Consider the following 18,377-nt stretch of genomic DNA (forward strand, 5'->3'; position numbering starts at 1 on the left):
GGAAAAAGCCCCCGGGGTGCGCAAGCGCCCCGGGGGCTTTTTCGTGTGCCGAATGTGATTACCTAGCACTCACATTCGACGAGCGGACGGGCACGGCCGAGCCGTGCCCTGGGCGGGCTCTCTCACCGGGCATCGCGCACGACGAGCGTGTCACGAGCGATACCGGAAGTACGGTGCGTCTGCGCAGGCGGCGTCCCGGGTCGTCGAGGCGTGCGAAGAGGCGTTCGGCGGCGAACCGTCCCATTTCGTCGCCGTCCTGGTCGATCACGGTGATCGGCGGCCGCAACGCCGCGGCGGTGGGGAAGTCACCGAACCCGACGAGCGCGATGTCGTTGCGCCGCAACGCCTGCAACGCCGAGACGACGGACACCGTGCACCGCGCGTTCGACGAGAACACCGCGGTGGGCGGATCGGGCTCGGCGAGGAAACGCCGCAGCGCGGCGGTCACGGTGTCGGTGTCGACGTCGCCGAGGTGGACGAGACGCTCGTCGTGGGGCATGTCGGCGTCGGCCAGGGCCTCGCGGCTGCCCTGCAACCGCAGGTGTGCGGTCACCACATCGTCGCCGAGGAACGCGATGCGCCGGTGTCCGTGCGAAATCAGATGTGCGACAGCCTCATACCCGCCGCCGACGTCGTCCTGGACCACGGAGTCGGCGACCAGGCGGCCGGGCATGCGGTCGACGAACACCAGGGGAGTGGTGGCCTGCCAGGGCCGCAGGAACGACATGTCGGGGCCGACGGGGCAGATGATCATGCCCGCGACCTTGCGGTGCAGCACGGCCTCGATCGACCGCTGCTCGTGCGAGGGCTCCCAGCCCACGCTGGTCACGATGACCGCCACGCCGCGGGCGCTGGCCTCACGCTCGACGGCGCCGATGATGCCTGCGAAGAACGGGTCGGCCACGCCGGGTACCGCGACACCGATCGCGGCGTCGCGACCGGTGCGGAACGACACCGCGAGCATGTTGGGGACGTACTTGAGATCCTCGATGGCCTGCTCGACCCGTCGGCGGACGTCGTCGGAGACGTAGCGATCGTTATTGACCACGCGGGACACGGTTTTCGCGCTGACACCGGCACGCTGTGCCACGTCGCGCATGGTCGCCATCGCGTCACCTCCCCGCATTCCGGGCGCAAGTATGTCACCGGTGTCAGAGTTTCGCACCATTTTTTATGACACCGATGACATGCGCGTCGAAGTGGCGTACTCTCGCGGCTTAGGCGTGATCCAGGTAACAAGACACACAGGAAAGGGACGGCGCCCACGATATGAAGGCCGTGCTCTACGAGGCCCCCAAGACCTGGTCGGTCACCGACGTCCCCACACCGCAACCCGGAAAAGGCGAGGTGCGCATCAGGGTCGCCCAGGTGGGCGTGTGCGGCACCGACCTGCACATCCACGACGGTGAATTCGGGGCGGTGTTCCCCCTGATCCCGGGCCACGAACTGGTGGGCGTCGTCGACGCGGTGGGCGAGGGCGTGAGCCGCTTCGGCATCGGTGAGCAGGTCACCGTCAACCCCAACGTGTACTGCGGGCAGTGCCCGTACTGCCTGGCCGGGCGGCTGGGGCAGTGCGCGGCAATGCTGGGCTACGGCAGCAACTTTCCCGGTTTCTTCGCCGAGTACGCGATCGCCGACCACACGCTGGTGTTCTCCACCGAGGGTCTGCCGCTGGACACCGCGGTGTTCAGCGAGCCGACGGCATGCGCCATGCACGGCCTGGAATCGCTGCAGATGCGCCCGGGCGGCAGCGCGCTGGTTCTCGGTGCGGGCCCCACGGGTCTGCTGCTGGCACAGCTGATCGCCGCCGGTGGTGCGTCGTCGGTGACGGTGGCCGGGCCGACGCAGGCCAAGCTGGACACCGCGAGCGCGCTCGGCATCGACCGCACCGTCCGAATCTCGCGCGACGACCCCGAGGGCAACATCGCGGCGCTGATGGCGGCGTCGCCGCACGGCGACGGGTACGACGCCGTCGTGGAGGCCACCGGGTCACCCGCCGTCGGCGACATCTGCGTGCCGCTGGCGCGGCGCGGCGGCACCGTGCTGATCTACGGCGTGACGCGCGAGGACGACATCGTGCGGTTCCATCCGTTCGACGTGTTCCGCCGCGAGATCACCATCAAGGGGTCGTTCGCCGAGATGACGTCGTTCGGCGCGGCGATCGACGCGCTGCGCGGCGGGCGGGTCCGCACCGACGGCATCATCACGCACCGCTTCGCGCTCGACGACTACGGCCAGGCGCTCGAAAAGTTACGCAGCGACCCTGCCGTGCACAAGGTGGTGATCGTGCCGTGACACCCGCACGTCCACAACTGTTGCCGCCCAACATCATCGAACACTGGTACGCAGGGGGTCCGGCCCTTTCCGCGTGGCGCGGGCTGCCGCCGGTGGGAGAGCGCAGCCCTGAGGAATGGGTCGGCGCGACCGTCGGCCGGTTCGGCGAACCCGACCGCGGGCCCGCGAAACTGGCCGACGGGACGCTGCTGCGTGACGCCGTCATCGCCGACCCGGCCGCCTGGCTGGGCACTTCGAACTCCGACGGTGACACCGGTGTGCTGGTCAAGCTGATCGACGCCGGGCAACGCCTGCCCGTGCACGTGCACCCGACGCGTGACTTCGCGGTGCGCCACCTCGACTGCGTGTACGGCAAGACCGAGGCCTGGTATGTGCTGCAGACCCGCGGCGACGCCGAGGTGTGGGTGGGATGGCGCGAGGACGTCGACCCGGCACACATCCGCGCGCTCGTCGAATCCCAGGACAGCGCCGCGATGCTCGCGCTCATGAACCGGATCGAGGTGCGCCCCGGTGACGGGGTGCTGGTGCCCGGCGGCACCGCACACGCGATCGGTGCGGGGGTGCTCGTGGTGGAGGCCCAGGAGCCCACCGACCAGTCGATCCTGTTGGAGCGCACCAACACCACCGCGTCCGACGCCGAGATCTTCCTGGGGCTGGACCGCGACGTGGCGCTCTCGGCGCTGGATCCACATGCGCTGGCGGATCCTTCGACCGTGCTGCGCCACGCCGACGGGAACGGGTTGTTCCCCGTACTGCCCGACGCCGCGGACCCGTATTTCCGCATGGAGATCCTCACCGCCGGAGGGCGCGTACCCGCCGGGTTCGCGGTGGCCGTGGTGCTGAGCGGACGCGGCGTGCTGCGCGCCGCGGACTCGGCACTGGAGGTCGCCGCGGGAAACACGCTTGTGGTGCCGGCCGCGTCCGGCGACTGGCAGGTGGACGGAGAGGCCCGTCTGCTGGTCTGCCGGGCCGGCACCACGTGGCCGCCAGGACGATAGGAGGCGATGCATGACCGCACTGCTCGAAGCCCGCGGGATCTCCCGCAGTTTCGGCCATGTTCGCGCCCTCGACGGGGCGGACTTCGACATCGACGCCGGTGAGGTCGTCGGGCTGATCGGCGACAACGGCGCAGGCAAATCCACGCTCATCAAGGCACTTTCGGGCAGCCTCGAACTCGACGACGGCGAGATCCTGTTCGAGGGCAAGCCGGTGCACCTCGCGACCCCGCGCGACGCCAACGACCTGGGTATCGAGGTCGTGTACCAGGATCTGGCGCTCGCACCGCACCTCAACCCCGTGCAGAACGTCTTCCTGGGCCGCGAGATCCCGCGGCCCGGACTGCTGGGCCGGTTCGGGTTCATGGACGAGAAGACGATGCGCAAGCAGGCCGCGGCGTCGTTCGCCGAACTCGGCGCCACGGTGCGCTCGCTGAGCGCGCCCGTGGGCTCGATGTCCGGCGGTCAGCGCCAGAGCATCGCGATCGCGCGCGCCATCGCCTGGGCCGACAAGGTCGTGATCCTCGACGAGCCGACCGCCGCGCTGGGCGTGGTGCAGACCAAGAACGTGTTGGAGACCGTGAAACGGGTCCGCGACAAGGGAATCGCCGTGATCTTCATCAGCCATTCGATGCCGCACGTGCTGGAGGTGTGCGACCGCATCCAGGTGCTGCGCCTGGGCCGGCGCGTGGCCACCTATCCGGGGCAGGGCACCAGCGTGGAGACCCTGGTGGGTGCGATGACCGGTGCGCTCGATGGGCGGGCGGCATGAGTATGACGAGCTCCAGCGAGAAGCCGGCCACCTCGGTGCCGGCACCCAGCGGCATCGGCGAGCACGACGAATTCGAGATCTCGCCGCTGCGGCGCATTCTCGGTCTGCAGGCGTTCTGGATCCTGGGTGTCCTGGTGGTCATCTGCCTGTTCTTCAGCGTGCTCGCGGGCGACCGGTTCCTGTCGGCCGGGAACTTCTCGCTGATCTCGCAGAACGTCGCGGTGTGGGCCGTGCTCGGCGTCGGCATGACGTTCGTGATCATCACGGCGGGCATCGACCTGTCGGTCGGATCGGTGCTGGTGTTCTCGTCGGTGGTCGCCGCCAAGGTGATGGCCGCGATGGGCGGCAACGGACCGGGGGTGGCCGCGGCCGGTCTGGTCGCCGCGGTGCTGAGCGGTATGGCGTGGGGCGCGCTCAACGGCGTGCTGGTGGCCAAGGCTCGTGTGCCCGCGCTCATCGTCACGCTCGGAACACTCTCGGTGGCACTGGGTTTGGCGCAGGTCATCACCGGCGGCATCGACATCCGCTCGGTGCCAGCCGAACTCACCGACTTCAGCGCATACACCAAGGTGCTGGGCATCCCTGGCCTGCCGTTCGTCGCGCTGATCATCCTGATCGTCGGCGGGATCCTGCTGCACAAGACCCGGTTCGGGCGCTACACGTACGCCATCGGGTCCAATGCGGAGGCGGCCCGTCGCACCGGCATCAAGGTCACGCGACACCTGATCGCGGTCTACGCACTCGCGGGCACCCTGGCCGGCATCGGTGCGCTGCTGTCGCTCGCGCAGTTCGGCACCACCACCATCGCGGGGCAGTCGCTGACCAACCTCAACGTCATCGCGGCCGTCGTCATCGGCGGCACGTCGATCTTCGGTGGTGAGGGCACGATCTTCGGAACCGTTGTCGGCCTGTTCATCCCCGCGGTGCTGCAATCCGGGTTCGTGATCATCGGGGTGCAGCCCTACTGGCAGGGCGTGGCCGTCGGCTCGGTGCTGATCGCGGCCGTCTACGTCGACCAGTCCCGTCGCGCCGCGGCGGCGCGTAGCGGCCGGTCGCGAAACCTCTTCAGTCGCAGAGGATCCAGTTTCAAGGAAAGGAAGGCCAGTGAACCGTAAGCGCCTCATGTTGGCGGCGGGCGTCGTGGCGCTCGCGCTGCCCATGGCTGCCTGCACGTCGTCGAAGCCGCAGGCCGACGAGTCATCCGAGACCCCGGCTGCCGCCGGTGAGGCGCCTGCCGCCGCTGTCACCACGGTGACCGCGCCGCCCAAGGCGAGCAAGAACTACAACATCGCGTTCCTGCAGGGCGTGGTGGGCGATCAGTTCTACATCACCATGCAGTGCGGTGCGCAGGAGGAGGCCGCCAATCTCGGCGTCACGGTGAACACGCAAGGGCCGCAGAAGTTCGACCCGACCCTGCAGAAGCCGATCCTCGACTCGATCGTCGCGAGCAAGCCCGACGCGCTGCTCGTCGCACCGACCGACGTGCAGGCCATGCAGATGCCGCTGGAGCAGGCCGCCGCGGCCGGTATCAAGGTCGTGCTCGTCGACACCACCACCAACGATCCGTCGTACGCGGTGTCGGCGATCGCCAGCGACAACGAGGGTGGCGGACGCGCCGCGTTCGAGGCCATCAAGCAGCTGCACCCCGAGGGCGGCAAGGTCATGGTGATGGGCCTCGACCCCGGCATCTCGACCACCGACGCACGCACCAAGGGCTTCGAAGAGGCCGTCGCGGAAGACCCCGGGTTCACCTATGTCGGTGTGCAGTACAGCCACAACGATCCCGCGACCGCTGCGCAGCTGATCGGCGCTCAGCTGCAACGTGATCCGGATCTGGTGGGCGTGTTCGCGGCCAACCTGTTCACCGCCGAGGGCTCGGCGACCGGCATCAAGCAGGCCGGCAAGAGCGAACAGGTCGCCGTCGTCGGCTTCGACGCCGGACCCAACCAGATCCAGGCGCTGCGCGAGGGCACGGTCCAGGCGCTCGTGGCGCAGGACCCGGGCACCATCGGCAAGTTCGGCGTCGACGAGGCCGTCACGGCGCTCGAAGGCGGCGAGAACAGCCCCAACGTGCAGACCGGGTTCACCATCATCACCCGCGAGAACCTCGACGGTGAGGGTGGCGCCGCGGCGTACAAGTCCAGCTGCTGAATTCCTCCCGCGCTAGGAGGACACCACCGTCAGAAGGTGGGCGACGGTGTCGGCGATCGCCGATCGCGCGGCACGCAGGGACACCCGCGGGTCGACGCCGTCGTCGGCCGCGAGGCCTGTGCGCATGGCCGACGAGTACGCGATGTTGAGCGCGGTGCCGATGTTGACCTTGACGATGCCCGCGCGCACCGCGTCGCGCACCGTCTCGTCGGGCACACCCGAGGACCCGTGCAGGACCAGCGGGCACGGCACCGCGTCACGCAGGCGTTCGATGAGATCCAGGTCGAGTGCCGCGGTCTGCGTGGTCATGGCGTGTGAGCTGCCGACCGCGACGGCCAGTGCGTCGACGCCGGTGGCAGCGACGAACTCGGCGGCCTGGTCCGGGTCGGTGCGCACGCCGGGGGCGTGGGCGCTGACCACCTGGGAATCCTTGCCGCCGACGTAGCCGAGTTCGGCTTCCACGGTCAGCCCGCGGGCACGCAGGCCCTGCGCGGCCCGTGCGGTCACCGCGACGTTCTCGGCGTACGGCAGCGCTCCGCCGTCGACCATCACCGACGAGAAGCCCGCGTCGGGCGCCTGTTCCCACAGATCGGCGGTCACCACGTGGTCGAGGTGCAGGCTGACCGGCACGCTTGCCTCGGCGGCCACCGCCGCGAGCGCGGCGCTGAGCGGGCCGAGGGTGCCGTGGAATGTCACGGCGTTCTCGCTGACCTGCAGGATCACCGGGAGACCTGCGTGTTCGGCGCCGTCGACGATGCCGTGCGCGTGCTCGAGGGTGATGACGTTGAACGCCGCGACACCGCGGCCGGCCGCGCGGGCGGGCGCGATCAACTCGGCCGTGGTGACCAGCGGCATGACACTCCTGAGGGGACTTGACCCAACTCCAACCAGACGCAACCATATCCACGTAAACCCAATCAACGCAATCGGCGGTGTGTGCATGGCGTTCGCAGGCCTCGACGTCGGAACGACGTCGAGCAAGGCCGTTGTCTACGACGGCGAGGGCACAGTGTTGGGGACCGGTCGCGCACCCATGCACTGGGACACGGGCTCGTTCGGCACGCAGACCGATTCGGAACGTCTGTGCCGCAGTGCATTCGACGCCCTGAACGCCGCCGCGCAGGCAGCGGGCGTGCCGGTGCAGGCGGTCGGTGTGACGAGCATGGGGGAGTCCGGCGTCCTCGTCGACGCGCAGGGGGAATCGCTCACCCCGGTGATCGCGTGGCATGACGACCGCGACGGTGCCGAGGTCGCCGATCTGGTCGCCACCATCGGCCCGGACACGTTCGGCGGGGTCGCGGGCAAGCCCCTGCGCGGTCAGTGGTCGCTGACCAAGCACCGCTGGCTGCTGACGCACGATCCCGCGGCCCGCGCCGCCGTGCAACGGTTCGATGTCGCCGGTTGGGTGGTGCACCGGTTGGGCGGTGACCCGGCCCTGGAGATGTCGCTGGCGGGGCGCACCGGATGGTTCGACATCGCCGCCGGTGACTGGTGGGACGACGCACTCGCCTGGTCGGGTGCGACACGCTCGCTCATGCCGCCCGTGGTTCCCGCGGGAGCGCCGGTCGGCATGATCACCTCCGACGACGTGAATTTGTTGCTGCGCAACGCCGTACTGACGTTTGCCGGGCACGATCACCAGGCGTCCGCGCTCGGGGCACGCGCGACCGGTCCCGGCCACGAACTGGACTCGTCCGGCACTGCCGAGGCGTTGGTGCGCACCATCGACGCGCTCCCGTCGCGCGGCGATATTGCGCGCCTCGCCGAGGCGGGTATCACCACCGATCCGAGTGTCGAGGCGGGCCACTGGAGTCTGCTCGGTGGGACCGAGGGCGGACTCGCGCAGCAACGCGCGATGGAGCGCCTCGGCATGGACCTCGCCGAACTCGACCGGGCCGCCGAGTCTCCGGGGTCCGAGGCGGGGGCACAGTGGCGCGCGGTCGTCGAGAAGGCCGCCGACGAGGCGCTCGCGCTGCACCGTGCCATGGATGACGTGGTGGGCCCCGCCGTGCGTGTCGTGGTCACGGGCGGCTGGCGACACAGCTCAGAGGTCATGCGCGCCAAACGGTCTCGTTTTCAGAACCTTGAGGTGTCGCCCGTCGAGGAGGCCGGTGCGCTGGGCGCGGCGACCCTCGCCGCGCGGGCCTGTGGGGCAATCGATCCGCACGAGCACCTGGGTGTGGCATGACCACGACCGGAGCGACGCGGACCTGGTTCCCCGACGAACGCCACGCCGAGGTGCTGCGCCTTCTCGACGCCGAACATCGGGTCGAAAGCGCACGGTTGGCAAGCCTTTTCGGGGTCAGCGCGGAATGCGTGCGCAAAGACCTCGCCCAATTGGAGGCGCGTGGACTGCTGCGGCGCGTGCACGGTGGCGCCGTGCCTGCCATCAGCAGTCGCACCGAACCCGACGTCGCCGACCGGATCGAGAACGCCGAGGCGAAGGACGCGATCGCGCGACACGCACTGCGGTATGTTCCCGAGGGTGCCACACTGCTGCTCGACGCGGGCAGCACCACGCAGCGGCTCGCCGAAATGTTGTCCACGGCAGAAGAACTCGTCGTCTACACCAACGCCGTACCCGTCGCCACCACGCTGCTGCGCCGGCGGATCACCGCCGTGCTGCTCGGCGGGCGCATCCGCGAGGCGACGATGGCCGCGGTGGGTGCGCTGACCACCGAGGCGCTCGCGGCGATCAACGTCGACGTCGCGTTCCTCGGCACCAACGCGCTGTCGCTCGACCGGGGCCTGACCACGCCCGACCCCGAGGAGGCCGCCGTCAAACGGCACATGCTCGCGGCCGCGGGGCAGCGCGTGTTCCTGGTCGATTCGAGCAAGTTCGGCAGGCACAGCCAGGCCCGCCACGCCGAGCTCTCCGACGTCGACGTGCTGATCACCGACGACGGCGCCGACCCAGGGTTACGCAGGCAGCTGCGCGCGGCCGGCATCACTGTCGAGGTGGCACACCGATGATCGTCACCGTCACACCCAATCCGAGCCTCGACCGCACGCTGCACCTCCCGGCGCTGCGGCCCGGCGAGGTCAACCGCGCCACGTCGACCATGACCGAGCCCAGCGGCAAGGGCGTCAACGTCGCACTCGCCCTGCACGGCGCCGGTCACGCGACCCGTGCCGTCCTGCCTGTCGGAGGATCGGTCGGCGCCGAGATCGCCTCGGCGCTTGAGGGTTTCGGTTTGGACACGATCGGCGTTCCCGTCGCCGGATCGGTGCGCAGCAACGTCACGCTGGTCGAGGCCGACGGGCGCAGCACCAAGGTCAACGAACCCGGACCGCAGCTGTCCGAAGACGAGGTGGACGCGCTGTGCGCCGCCGCCCTGGCTGATACCGCCGACTGGGTGGTGTGGGCGGGCAGCCTGCCCGCGGGTTTTGCGCCGGCACGGTTGGCCGCAGCGGTGGACGAGGCCCGGGCTGCCGGGCGGCGGGTGGCCGTCGACGCGTCCGGGGCCGCGATGACGGCCGTACTCGCCGGCGGTTCACCGCACCTGATCAAGCCGAATCTCGACGAACTGGCCGACGCGACCGGCGCGACGCCGGCGACGCTGGCCGACGTGGTCGACGCGGCGCGCTCCCTCAGGGTGGATACCGTGCTGGTGAGCCTGGGCGGTGACGGGGCCGTGCTGGTGACCTCGGACCTCGCGTTGCACGGCACCGCGCCGGTGGGCCGCGTGGTCAACACCGTCGGGGCAGGGGATGCCCTGCTCGCCGGATATCTGGCGGCGTGCTCAGACGGACCGGCCGACGCACTGGCGTCGGCGTTGCGGTTCGGCGCCACCGCAGTCGAACATAAAGGCACCCTCATCGGCGTGCCCGATCCGCAGCGGCCCGTGAGTATCGGCCCGGTGCGCGGCGACTTGCGTCTAGGTTGACAACAGGCGGACCAGAGGGGGCGGGCATGGCGGCACCGCGTATCGGCGTGATCGGGGCGGGCATCGTCGGGCTCGCGGTGGCGCGTCGTCTCCAACAGAAGCTGCAGGCGGACGTGACGGTCCTCGACAAAGAGAACGTCGTGGCTGCGCATCAGACCGGACACAACAGCAACGTCGTGCATTCCGGTGTCTACTACCCGCCCGGTTCACTGAAGGCCACGCTGTGCCGCCGCGGCGTTGGCCTGCTGCGGGCGTACTGCATGGAGCGTGGCCTGCCGTATGACGAACTCGGCAAGGTGATCGTCGCTGTGCAGACCGATGAGCTGCCACGTCTGCACGACCTGGCCAAGCGGGCCGTGGACAACGGCATCCCGGACACACGGGTGATCGACCGGGCCGAACTGCGTGAGCGTGAGCCCCACGTCGACGGGTTGGCCGCGTTGCTGATCCCCAGCACCGCGGTGGTCAGCTTCCCCGCGATCGCCGAGGAGTTTCGCGCCGACATCGAGGCGGCCGGCGGTCAGTTCCGGCTGGGATCACCCGCGGTGGGGATCGCTTCGCGGGATGGCGGGGTGGTGATCACCACCGACGAAGACGAGTTCGTGTTCGACCATGTGGTGGTGTGTGCGGGGTTGCAGTCGTCGATGATCGCCGAAATGGCCGGTGCGCCACGGGATCCTGAGATCATCCCGTTTCGGGGTGAGTACTACTCGCTGGTGGCGTCCCGGTCGGACCTCGTCAAGGGGTTGGTGTATCCGGTTCCCGACCCGCGCTATCCGTTCCTCGGTGTGCATTTCACGCGGGGGATCGACGGCCACGTGCACGTCGGTCCCAACGCGGTGCTGGCGCTGGCGCAGGAGGGCTACCGGTGGCGCGACATCAACGTGCGGCAGTTGTGGCGTTCGGTGAGCTATCCCGGCATGCTGCGCCTGGCGCGTCACCATTGGCGCATGGGCGCCAGTGAGATCGTGGGTTCGATGAGCAAGTCGGTGTTCCTGCGTCGTGCCCGTGCCTACATCCCGGAACTGACCGCTTCGGACATCGTGCGTGCGGAATCCGGTGTACGCGCCCAGGCTTTGAAGCCCGACGGAAACCTGGTCGACGACTTCGTGATTCATCGTCTTGCCGGAATGACGTTCGTCCGCAATGCGCCGTCCCCCGCAGCGACGGCCTCACTCGCGATCGCCGAACACATCGTCGACGCCCTGGCGTGAGTCAGTCCTAAGCACCGCGCCTGGCACCGCGAGCACCTCACCTGGCACCGCGAGCGTGCGTGTCTGCTCCTCGCCACGCCGCAAAACTTCGACACCCCACGCACTCTCGTCGACAACGAGCGTGCGTCAAATCGCTATTTCGCTGCTCGTAACGCCACGGCGGAAAAACGCGCTCGCGGTCGCCACTGGTAACGCCACGGCGGAAAAACGCGCTCGCGGTCGCCACTGGTAACGCCACGGCGGAAAAACGCGCTCGCGGCCGCCACTGTGTTACGAGCGGCGAAGGGGAGAGGGCGCGTACTCCTTTGGCCGGCGTAGGCGCACGCTCAGGCGCTGCGAGCGTGCGTCCAATGCCGACCGCGAGCGGTGTGTCGGGTAGCAGCCACGCACGCTCGCGCTGCGAGGGGACGCCACTGTCTCACTCGCGCTGCATGCACTTCGGGCGCGTCAGGTGGCGCAGGGCGGGCGGGGGCGGTGCGACGGGGGACCGGCGGGTTCCCAGGTGCGCATGGCCGCTTCGAGTGCCGGGCGATCGAGGGCAAAGACCGCGACGGGTTCCTGGCCGGGGTGATGGCGCATGCCTTCGAGCAGGATCGACGTGTATCGGCGCCACAGGTCGGCATCCACGTGGCCCGCGAATTCGGTGACGGTGCCGGCGAGCAGCGCGAGCAGCGGCAGATCGGTCGCCGAGACCCCGGGCCGCAGGTGGCCGTCGCGCTGCGCGCGCTCGACGAGTTCGGTCGTCACGACACTCAATCGGTCCTGCGCGGCCTTCACGCGATCACCGCCGTAGCACTTGCTGAACGCGATCTCGCGGAGTCCGCGGTCGGTCACGGTCAGTTGGCACTGCTGCTCGACGAACCATGCGAAACCCTGCCAGGAGTCCGACTTTCGAAGGGCCTCCTCGGCGAGATCGGTGAGCTGGTTCATGGCGTCCTCGAAAATCGCCTCGAGGAGTTCCTCCTTGGTGGCGAAGCGCCGGTACACCGTGCCCACGCCCACGCCGGCGTGGCGCGCGACGTCGTTGAGATTCGGCTCAAGACCCTTGGCGGCGAACAGTTCGCGGGCAGCTTCGAGCACGCGCTTACGGTTGCGCTCCGCGTCCTTGCGCAGAGGCCGCTCCGGCGTCTCGGGGGCACTCACCCCGCCGAGTGTAATGCGGACAACATGAAAGCGGATTGACCTTATCCACTTATGCGGTTAGCTTAACTACTCGAAACTTTTTGTCCCCGTTGCTCGGGGGCGTGTTCCGGCGCCGGCGGCCCTGGTGACCTGCCGTCGGCTGCGGTCATCGAGTTCGGGGAAGGTAGCGATGACAAAGGTGCTCGGTCGAATCTGGCTACCTGTGCTGATCGTCGTCGCGGTCGCCGCGGGTGCACTGATCGTGATGAACGTGCGCACCGTGTTCGGGTCGAACCCTGTAGTGGTGACGGAGAAGACCTCGGACAACGCCGAGGACTTCAACCCGAAGGTCGTGACGTACGAGATCTTCGGCTCCGGCTCATCGGCCGTGATCAATTACATGGATCTCGAAGGCATGCCGCAGCGCGTCGAGAGCACACCGCTGCCGTGGAGCCTGACGCTGCAGACGACGCTGCCGTCGGTGATGCCCCACATCATGGCCCAGGGTGACGGCGACAGCATCACGTGTCGGGTCACCGTCGACGACGTGGTCAAAGAAGAGAGGACCGCCACCGGCATGAACGCCGAAACCTTCTGCTATGTGAAGGCAGCATGAGCGCGCCGACGGACGACACCCCGACCGACGCGATCGCCGCGCCTCGTCACTCGGCGCCCCCGCGGCCACGGCTGCCCTGGTTCATGCGCACGTTCGCGGTGCCCATCATCCTGGCCTGGGTCGCGATCGTCGCGATCCTCAACACCGTCGTCCCGACGCTCGACGAGGTCGGCGAGATGCGCGCGGTGTCGATGGCCCCCAACGACGCACCGTCGACGCTCGCCATCAAGCGCGTCGGCCAGGTGTTCGAAGAGTACGACACCAGCAGCTCGGTGATGATCGTGCTGGAAGGCGAAGAGCCCCTTGGCATCGAGGCGCACGCCTTCTACGACAAGATGGTCGCCGATCTGCGTGCCGACACCGAACACGTGCAGCACGTCCAGGACTTCTGGGGCGACACCCTCACCGCGTCGGGCGCCCAGAGCGTCGACGGCAAGGCCGCCTACGTCCAGGTCTACATCGCCGGTGACCAGGGTGAGTCACTGGCCAACGAGTCGGTCGAGGCGGTCCGCAAGATCGCCACCGAACGCGAGATGCCTTCCGGCGTCAAGGCTTACGTGACGGGCGCCGCGGCGACGAGCGCGGATCAGCGCGCCGAGGGCGACGCCAGCATGAAGCTGATCGAGGGCGTCACCTTCGCGGTCATCACCGTGATGCTGCTGGCGGTCTACCGCTCGGTCATCACGACGCTGATCGTGCTGGCGATGGTGGTGCTGGGGCTCTCCGGCGCCCGCGGGATCGTGGCATTCCTGGGTTTTTACAACGTCTTCGGGCTGACCACGTTCGCGACCAACATGGTGGTGACGCTGGCCATCGCCGCGGCCACCGACTACGCGATCTTCCTGATCGGCCGCTATCAGGAGGCGCGGCGAGCCGGTGAGGACCGAGAATCGGCCTACTACACCATGTTCCACGGGACGGCCCACGTCGTTTTGGCGTCGGGTCTGACCATCGCGGGTGCGACGCTGTGCCTGCACTTCACCCGGCTGCCGTACTTCCAGACGATGGGCGTCCCGCTGGCGATCGGCATGCTGATCGTGGTGGCCGCGGCGCTCACCGCCGGTCCTGCCGTGATCTCGGTGGTAAGCCGGTTCGGAAAGACCCTGGAACCCAAGCGTTTCAGCCGGTCGCCGGGGTGGCACCGCGTCGGCACCGCGACCGTGCGCTGGCCCGGCGCGATCCTGGTGTGCGCGGTCGTTGCGGCACTGATCGGCCTGCTCGCGCTGCCCGGTTACTACACCACCTACGACGACCGGCGCTACCTGCCCGATGACGTCCCGGCGAACGTCGGGTACGACGCGGCGTTCCGGCACTTCTCGCAGGCCAAGATGAATCCCGACCTGATGATGGTCGAGACCGACCGCGATCTGCGCAACCCGGCCGACTTCCTGGTGATCGACAAGATCGCCAAGGCGCTCAAGAACGTTCATGGCATCGCCCAGGTGCAGACCATCACCCGGCCCGACGGTGACCCGATCGAACACTCGACGATCCCGTACACGATCGGCCAGAGCGGCACCACGCAGATCATGAACAACGACTACATGCAGACCAACCTGGACAATCTGCTCAAGCAGGCCGACGATCTGCAGACCAGCATCGACTCGATGACCGAGATGATGAACATCCAGACCGAGCTCGCGGCGGTGTCGCAATCGATGGCCGACAAGATGGCGCAGACGTCGGATGACACTGCGGACGTCCGGGATCATCTGGCGGACTTCGACGATTTCTTCCGCCCGATCCGCAACTACCTGTACTGGGAACCGCACTGCTACGACATCCCGATGTGCTGGTCGATGCGGTCGATCTTCGAGAGCATCGACGGCATCAACACCATGTCCGACGATTTCCAGGAACTGGTGCCCGAGATGCGGCGCATGGCCGATCTGATGCCGCGCATGGTCGCCGTGATGCCGGCACAGATCCAGTCGATGAAGAACCAGAAGCAGACGCTGCTGAACCAGTACCAGGTGCAGAAGGCCCAGCAGGATCAGAACATGGCCATGCAGGAAAACGCCACGGCCATGAGCCAGGCGTTCGACGCGGCCAAGAACGACGACTCGTTCTATCTGCCGCCGGAGGCCTTCGAGACCGACGACTTCCAGCGGGGCATGAAGCTGTTCATGTCGCCGGACGGACATGCGGTGCGCTTCACCATCATTCACCAGGGTGACCCGCTGACCGAAGAGGGCACCGCGCGCATGGACGAACTCAAGGTCGCCGCGGCCGACGCGATCAAGGGCACCCCGTTCGAGGGTGCGCGCATCTACCTCGGCGGCAGCGCCGCGACGTACAACGACATGCAGATCGGCGCCGACTACGACCTGATCATCGTCGCGGCCTCGGCGCTGATCCTGATCTTCATCATCATGATGGTGCTCACCCGGGCCGTCGTGGCCGCGGCCGTGATCGTCGGGACGGTGGTGCTGAGCCTGGCCTCGGCGTTCGGACTGTCGGTGCTGCTGTGGCAGCACATCGTCGGGATCCCGCTGCACTGGATGGTGCTGCCGATGTCGGTGATCGTGCTGCTGGCCGTCGGCGCGGACTACAACCTGCTGCTGGTCTCGCGCATGAAAGAGGAAATCCACGCAGGCATCCGGACCGGCATCATCCGCGCCATGGTCGGCACGGGCGCGGTGGTCACCGCGGCCGGGTTGGTGTTCGCGTTCACGATGGCGTCGATGGCGGTCAGCAGCCTGATCACCATCGGGCAGGTCGGCACCACGATCGGCCTGGGCCTGCTGTTCGACACACTGGTCGTCCGCTCGCTCATGACACCGTCGATCGCGACCCTGCTGGGCCGTTGGTTCTGGTGGCCGCAGCGCGTGCGTGAGCGCCCGGTGCCGTCCAAGTGGCCGACGCCGATCCAGCGGACGCCGGAAGAGGCGCTGAGCTGATCTCGCCGAACTGATGAGTGTCGGGGCCGGTCACTAGACTGGCCCCGTGCTCATTGGCTCGCATGTAGACAACACCGATCCGCTGGCCGCGGCCGCCGCCGACGGCGCCGATGTGGTGCAGTTCTTCCTCGGCAACCCGCAGAGCTGGAAGAAACCCAAGCCGCGCGAGGACGCCGAGGTGCTCAAGGCCTCGACGATCCCGCTCTACGTGCACGCGCCGTACCTGATCAACGTCGCCTCGGCCAACAACCGGGTGCGCATCCCGTCGCGCAAGATCCTGCAGGACACGTGTGACGCGGCCGCCGAGATCGGCGCGACCGCGGTCATCGTGCACGGCGGCCACGCCGACGACAACGACATGGAGGCCGGTTTCACCCGCTGGGTCAAGGCGCTCGACGCGCTCGACACCGATGTGCCGGTGTACCTGGAGAACACCGCGGGCGGCGACCACGCGATGGCCCGCCACTTCGACACCATCGCCCGTTTGTGGGATCACATCGGCGACAAGGGAATCGGCTTCTGCCTCGACACGTGCCACGCCTGGGCCGCCGGTGAGGCGCTGATCGACGCCGTCGAGCGCATCAAGTCCATCACGGGCCGCATCGACCTGGTGCACTGCAACGACTCGCGCGACGCGGCCGGTTCCGGCGCGGACCGGCACGCCAACTTCGGCGCAGGGCAGATCGATCCGCAGCTGCTGGCCGCGGTGGTCAAGGCCGCCGACGCTCCCGTGATCTGCGAGACGGCCGAGGCAGGACGCAAGGACGACATCGCGTTCCTGCGCGAACACGCGGGTTAGGCCCGTGCAGCCGGGCCACGCCCGTCGACACGGTTTGAAAACGAAACCTCGCCGGAACTGTCGGTGACGACAAGGTGAACTAATGTTCGCCAAGTGACCGCGGTTGAGGACTCGGCAACAGGTGTGGGACCTGAGCCAACCACCGGCGACCCGGCCGACACCCGCGATCGGGCTCGGACCCGTCGCGGTGGCATCCTGCGCATCCTGCGTTATGTGGCCATCGCGATCTGGGCCGCCGTCATCGTGTACCGCACGGTCACCGACGGATTCGCGTTCAACCGTGAGCTGCTGCTGCTCTATATCTGCACCGGGCTGCTCGCCGCGAGCATCGGCCAGGGCAAACGCATGCTGTACGTCATCCGTGACTGGCTGCCGTTCGCCCTGGTGCTCGTCGCCTACGACCTGAGCCGCGGCGCGGCCACGCTGATCGGGCGGCCCACATTGTGGCATTGGCAGGTCGACGTCGACCGTTGGCTGTTCTTCGGCACGGTGCCCACGGTGTGGCTGCAGGAACACCTCAAGCTGCCGCATCCGCCGTGGTGGGAAGTGGTGATCAGCACGGTCTACATGTCGTTCTTCATCCTGCCGTACGTGGTCGCGGGGGTGTTGTGGCTGCGCGACCGCGAGGAGTGGAAGAAGTTCGTCCGGCTGTTCGTCGGGCTGTCGTTCGCGGCGCTGGCCATCTACGCCCTGGTGCCCGCGGCACCGCCGTGGGCGGCCGCGCGCTGCACTCCCAGCGACGTCGAGGGCGGACCGTCCGGACCGCGCTGCATGTTCCGCTCGGCGCGCGGTGTGGCCGACGGCGGTCTGCTCGGGCCGATGCAGAGCAGCCAGGACGGCGCCAACGACTGGATCGAACGCATCGTGACGCGGGGCTGGGGCAAGCTGAACCTGCACAGCGCGACCGCGCTGATCGACCAGGGGCAGGCCAGCGTGAACCTCGTCGCGGCCATCCCGTCACTGCATGCCGGTCTCACGGCAGGCGTCGCGGCGTTCCTGTGGTACCGCGTGAACCGCAAGTGGCGTCCGCTTCTCGTGGCCTACCCGCTGATCATGGCGTTCACGCTGGTCTACACGGCCGAGCACTACGTCGTCGACATCCTTCTCGGCTGGGCGCTGGCCGCGACGGTGATCTTCGTCTTCAACCGGTTCCACGCCTTCCGGCGTGGGCGGTCAGGCGAGGTAGACCTTGCGCAGCGTCTCGGTGACGGTCCACACGGTGCTGGTGCCGGCCTTGAGTCGGCAGACGCTGCCGGGGCGCAGGTGCAGCGTGGGGCTGCCGTCGGCGAACTCGACCGAACCTGAACCCGCGACGACGACGAACACCTCGTCGGCCTCGACGTCGGTCATCACCCCCGGCGTCATCTCCCACACGCCGACCTCCATGCCGCCGAACTCGTCGAGCGCGACGGCCGCGGTCTGCGGTGCTCCGCTGACTGCCTGTTCGGCCGGCACGGGCTCGTGGTCGAGTTCGAGAGTGGTGGTGTCGACGGCGGTGTTCGGTGTCATCGCAACAGTATGCGGAGACCGAAATAGGTACCGCACTACGCGTGCCGATCGTCCTCGGCCGGTCATACGGTCCGCTCACACGACTCGTATGAGTCGCTTCGTGTGACGCTCCGCAGG

16 protein-coding genes and 1 pseudogene are annotated in these 18,377 nt (G+C 68.3%); 13 read left to right on the top strand and 4 right to left on the bottom strand.

Translation table 11 applies throughout. The features are described 5' to 3' along the window. Nucleotides 1–58: 58 nt before the first annotated feature. Nucleotides 59–1,108, bottom strand: a complete 1,050-nt coding sequence (locus AT701_RS07140) for a LacI family DNA-binding transcriptional regulator (protein WP_058127563.1) — start codon at nt 1,106–1,108, stop codon at nt 59–61. A 161-nt stretch (nt 1,109–1,269) separates the two neighbouring features. On the opposite strand from AT701_RS07140, the gene AT701_RS07145 reads away from it, so the two are divergent. Genes AT701_RS07145 through AT701_RS07165 form a run of 5 tightly spaced genes read left to right on the top strand, consistent with a single transcriptional unit; the run spans nt 1,270 to nt 6,213 of the window. After that, nucleotides 1,270–2,295, top strand: a complete 1,026-nt coding sequence (locus AT701_RS07145; RefSeq protein ID WP_058125539.1) for a zinc-dependent alcohol dehydrogenase family protein — start codon at nt 1,270–1,272, stop codon at nt 2,293–2,295. Further along, nucleotides 2,292–3,293, top strand: coding sequence for a class I mannose-6-phosphate isomerase (locus AT701_RS07150; RefSeq protein WP_058125540.1), 1,002 nt, complete (start codon nt 2,292–2,294; stop codon nt 3,291–3,293). Before AT701_RS07145 ends, AT701_RS07150 begins: the two co-directional genes overlap by 4 nt. A gap of 10 nt (nt 3,294–3,303) precedes the next feature. After that, complete coding sequence (locus AT701_RS07155; protein WP_003892760.1) at nt 3,304–4,062, top strand: ATP-binding cassette domain-containing protein; 759 nt, start codon at nt 3,304–3,306, stop codon at nt 4,060–4,062. Further along, nucleotides 4,059–5,177: an ABC transporter permease gene (locus tag AT701_RS07160; RefSeq protein WP_058125541.1), complete on the top strand. Its 1,119-nt coding sequence runs from the start codon at nt 4,059–4,061 to the stop codon at nt 5,175–5,177. The genes AT701_RS07155 and AT701_RS07160 overlap by 4 nt, the downstream gene beginning before the upstream one ends. Then, on the top strand, nt 5,167–6,213 hold the full coding sequence (locus AT701_RS07165; RefSeq protein WP_011727630.1) for an ABC transporter substrate-binding protein: 1,047 nt from the start codon (nt 5,167–5,169) through the stop codon (nt 6,211–6,213). Before AT701_RS07160 ends, AT701_RS07165 begins: the two co-directional genes overlap by 11 nt. A gap of 12 nt (nt 6,214–6,225) precedes the next feature. Here AT701_RS07165 and AT701_RS07170 read toward each other — a convergent pair whose 3' ends face one another. Beyond that, entirely contained in the window at nt 6,226–7,068 is an 843-nt protein-coding gene (locus AT701_RS07170) for a class II fructose-bisphosphate aldolase (RefSeq protein WP_011727631.1), read from the bottom strand. An 85-nt stretch (nt 7,069–7,153) separates the two neighbouring features. Here AT701_RS07170 and AT701_RS07175 point away from each other — a divergent pair, with 85 nt between their 5' ends. Genes AT701_RS07175 through lhgO form a run of 4 tightly spaced genes read left to right on the top strand, consistent with a single transcriptional unit; the run spans nt 7,154 to nt 11,314 of the window. Then, the gene (locus AT701_RS07175; RefSeq protein ID WP_058125542.1) at nt 7,154–8,401 is read left to right on the top strand and encodes an FGGY family carbohydrate kinase; all 1,248 of its coding nucleotides are present in this window, start codon (nt 7,154–7,156) and stop codon (nt 8,399–8,401) included. Beyond that, nucleotides 8,398–9,186 carry a DeoR/GlpR family DNA-binding transcription regulator gene (locus tag AT701_RS07180; RefSeq protein ID WP_058125543.1) on the top strand — a complete coding sequence of 263 codons (789 nt, stop codon included), beginning with the start codon at nt 8,398–8,400 and terminating at the stop codon, nt 9,184–9,186. The genes AT701_RS07175 and AT701_RS07180 overlap by 4 nt, the downstream gene beginning before the upstream one ends. Further along, nucleotides 9,183–10,100, top strand: coding sequence for a 1-phosphofructokinase family hexose kinase (locus AT701_RS07185; protein ID WP_058125544.1), 918 nt, complete (start codon nt 9,183–9,185; stop codon nt 10,098–10,100). The genes AT701_RS07180 and AT701_RS07185 overlap by 4 nt, the downstream gene beginning before the upstream one ends. A 26-nt stretch (nt 10,101–10,126) precedes the next feature. After that, nucleotides 10,127–11,314: an L-2-hydroxyglutarate dehydrogenase gene (gene lhgO / locus AT701_RS07190; RefSeq protein ID WP_058125545.1), complete on the top strand. Its 1,188-nt coding sequence runs from the start codon at nt 10,127–10,129 to the stop codon at nt 11,312–11,314. Between the two features lie 447 nt (nt 11,315–11,761). Here lhgO and AT701_RS07195 read toward each other — a convergent pair whose 3' ends face one another. Next, nucleotides 11,762–12,457, bottom strand: coding sequence for a TetR/AcrR family transcriptional regulator (locus tag AT701_RS07195; RefSeq protein WP_058125546.1), 696 nt, complete (start codon nt 12,455–12,457; stop codon nt 11,762–11,764). Between the two features lie 169 nt (nt 12,458–12,626). Here AT701_RS07195 and AT701_RS07200 point away from each other — a divergent pair, with 169 nt between their 5' ends. The 4 genes from AT701_RS07200 (at nt 12,627) to AT701_RS07215 (ending at nt 18,056) form a co-directional block, all read left to right on the top strand. Then, on the top strand, nt 12,627–13,052 hold the full coding sequence (locus AT701_RS07200; protein WP_014877050.1) for an MmpS family transport accessory protein: 426 nt from the start codon (nt 12,627–12,629) through the stop codon (nt 13,050–13,052). Further along, nucleotides 13,049–15,952 (top strand): MMPL/RND family transporter, encoded by a 2,904-nt coding sequence (locus AT701_RS07205; RefSeq protein ID WP_058125547.1) that lies wholly within the window; start codon nt 13,049–13,051, stop codon nt 15,950–15,952. Before AT701_RS07200 ends, AT701_RS07205 begins: the two co-directional genes overlap by 4 nt. Before the next feature lie 46 nt (nt 15,953–15,998). Continuing rightward, nucleotides 15,999–16,751, top strand: a complete 753-nt coding sequence (locus AT701_RS07210; RefSeq protein WP_011727639.1) for a deoxyribonuclease IV — start codon at nt 15,999–16,001, stop codon at nt 16,749–16,751. 93 nt (nt 16,752–16,844) lie between these two features. Beyond that, nucleotides 16,845–18,056: a phosphatase PAP2 family protein gene (locus tag AT701_RS07215; protein WP_011727640.1), complete on the top strand. Its 1,212-nt coding sequence runs from the start codon at nt 16,845–16,847 to the stop codon at nt 18,054–18,056. On the opposite strand, the pseudogene AT701_RS35630 reads toward AT701_RS07215, so the two are convergent. Continuing rightward, nucleotides 17,994–18,326 (bottom strand): annotated as a pseudogene (locus AT701_RS35630) (cupin domain-containing protein); the annotation flags it as partial. The gene AT701_RS07215 and the pseudogene AT701_RS35630 overlap by 63 nt on opposite strands. Between the last annotated feature and the right edge of the window lie 51 nt (nt 18,327–18,377).

Origin of the sequence: Mycolicibacterium smegmatis, assembly GCF_001457595.1 — a bacterium.
In the GTDB taxonomy this organism is placed as follows: Bacteria; Actinomycetota; Actinomycetes; order Mycobacteriales; family Mycobacteriaceae; genus Mycobacterium; species Mycobacterium smegmatis.

Coding starts and splice junctions, on each gene's coding strand:
- AT701_RS07185 (WP_058125544.1), top strand. CDS start 9,183: ATGATCGTCACCGTCACACCCAATCCGAGCCTCGACCGCACGCTGCAC.
- AT701_RS07175 (WP_058125542.1), top strand. CDS start 7,154: ATGGCGTTCGCAGGCCTCGACGTCGGAACGACGTCGAGCAAGGCCGTT.
- AT701_RS07155 (WP_003892760.1), top strand. CDS start 3,304: ATGACCGCACTGCTCGAAGCCCGCGGGATCTCCCGCAGTTTCGGCCAT.
- AT701_RS07170 (WP_011727631.1), bottom strand. CDS start 7,068: ATGCCGCTGGTCACCACGGCCGAGTTGATCGCGCCCGCCCGCGCGGCC.
- AT701_RS07180 (WP_058125543.1), top strand. CDS start 8,398: ATGACCACGACCGGAGCGACGCGGACCTGGTTCCCCGACGAACGCCAC.
- AT701_RS07140 (WP_058127563.1), bottom strand. CDS start 1,108: ATGGCGACCATGCGCGACGTGGCACAGCGTGCCGGTGTCAGCGCGAAA.
- AT701_RS07145 (WP_058125539.1), top strand. CDS start 1,270: ATGAAGGCCGTGCTCTACGAGGCCCCCAAGACCTGGTCGGTCACCGAC.
- lhgO (WP_058125545.1), top strand. CDS start 10,127: ATGGCGGCACCGCGTATCGGCGTGATCGGGGCGGGCATCGTCGGGCTC.
- AT701_RS07200 (WP_014877050.1), top strand. CDS start 12,627: ATGACAAAGGTGCTCGGTCGAATCTGGCTACCTGTGCTGATCGTCGTC.
- AT701_RS07160 (WP_058125541.1), top strand. CDS start 4,059: ATGAGTATGACGAGCTCCAGCGAGAAGCCGGCCACCTCGGTGCCGGCA.
- AT701_RS07205 (WP_058125547.1), top strand. CDS start 13,049: ATGAGCGCGCCGACGGACGACACCCCGACCGACGCGATCGCCGCGCCT.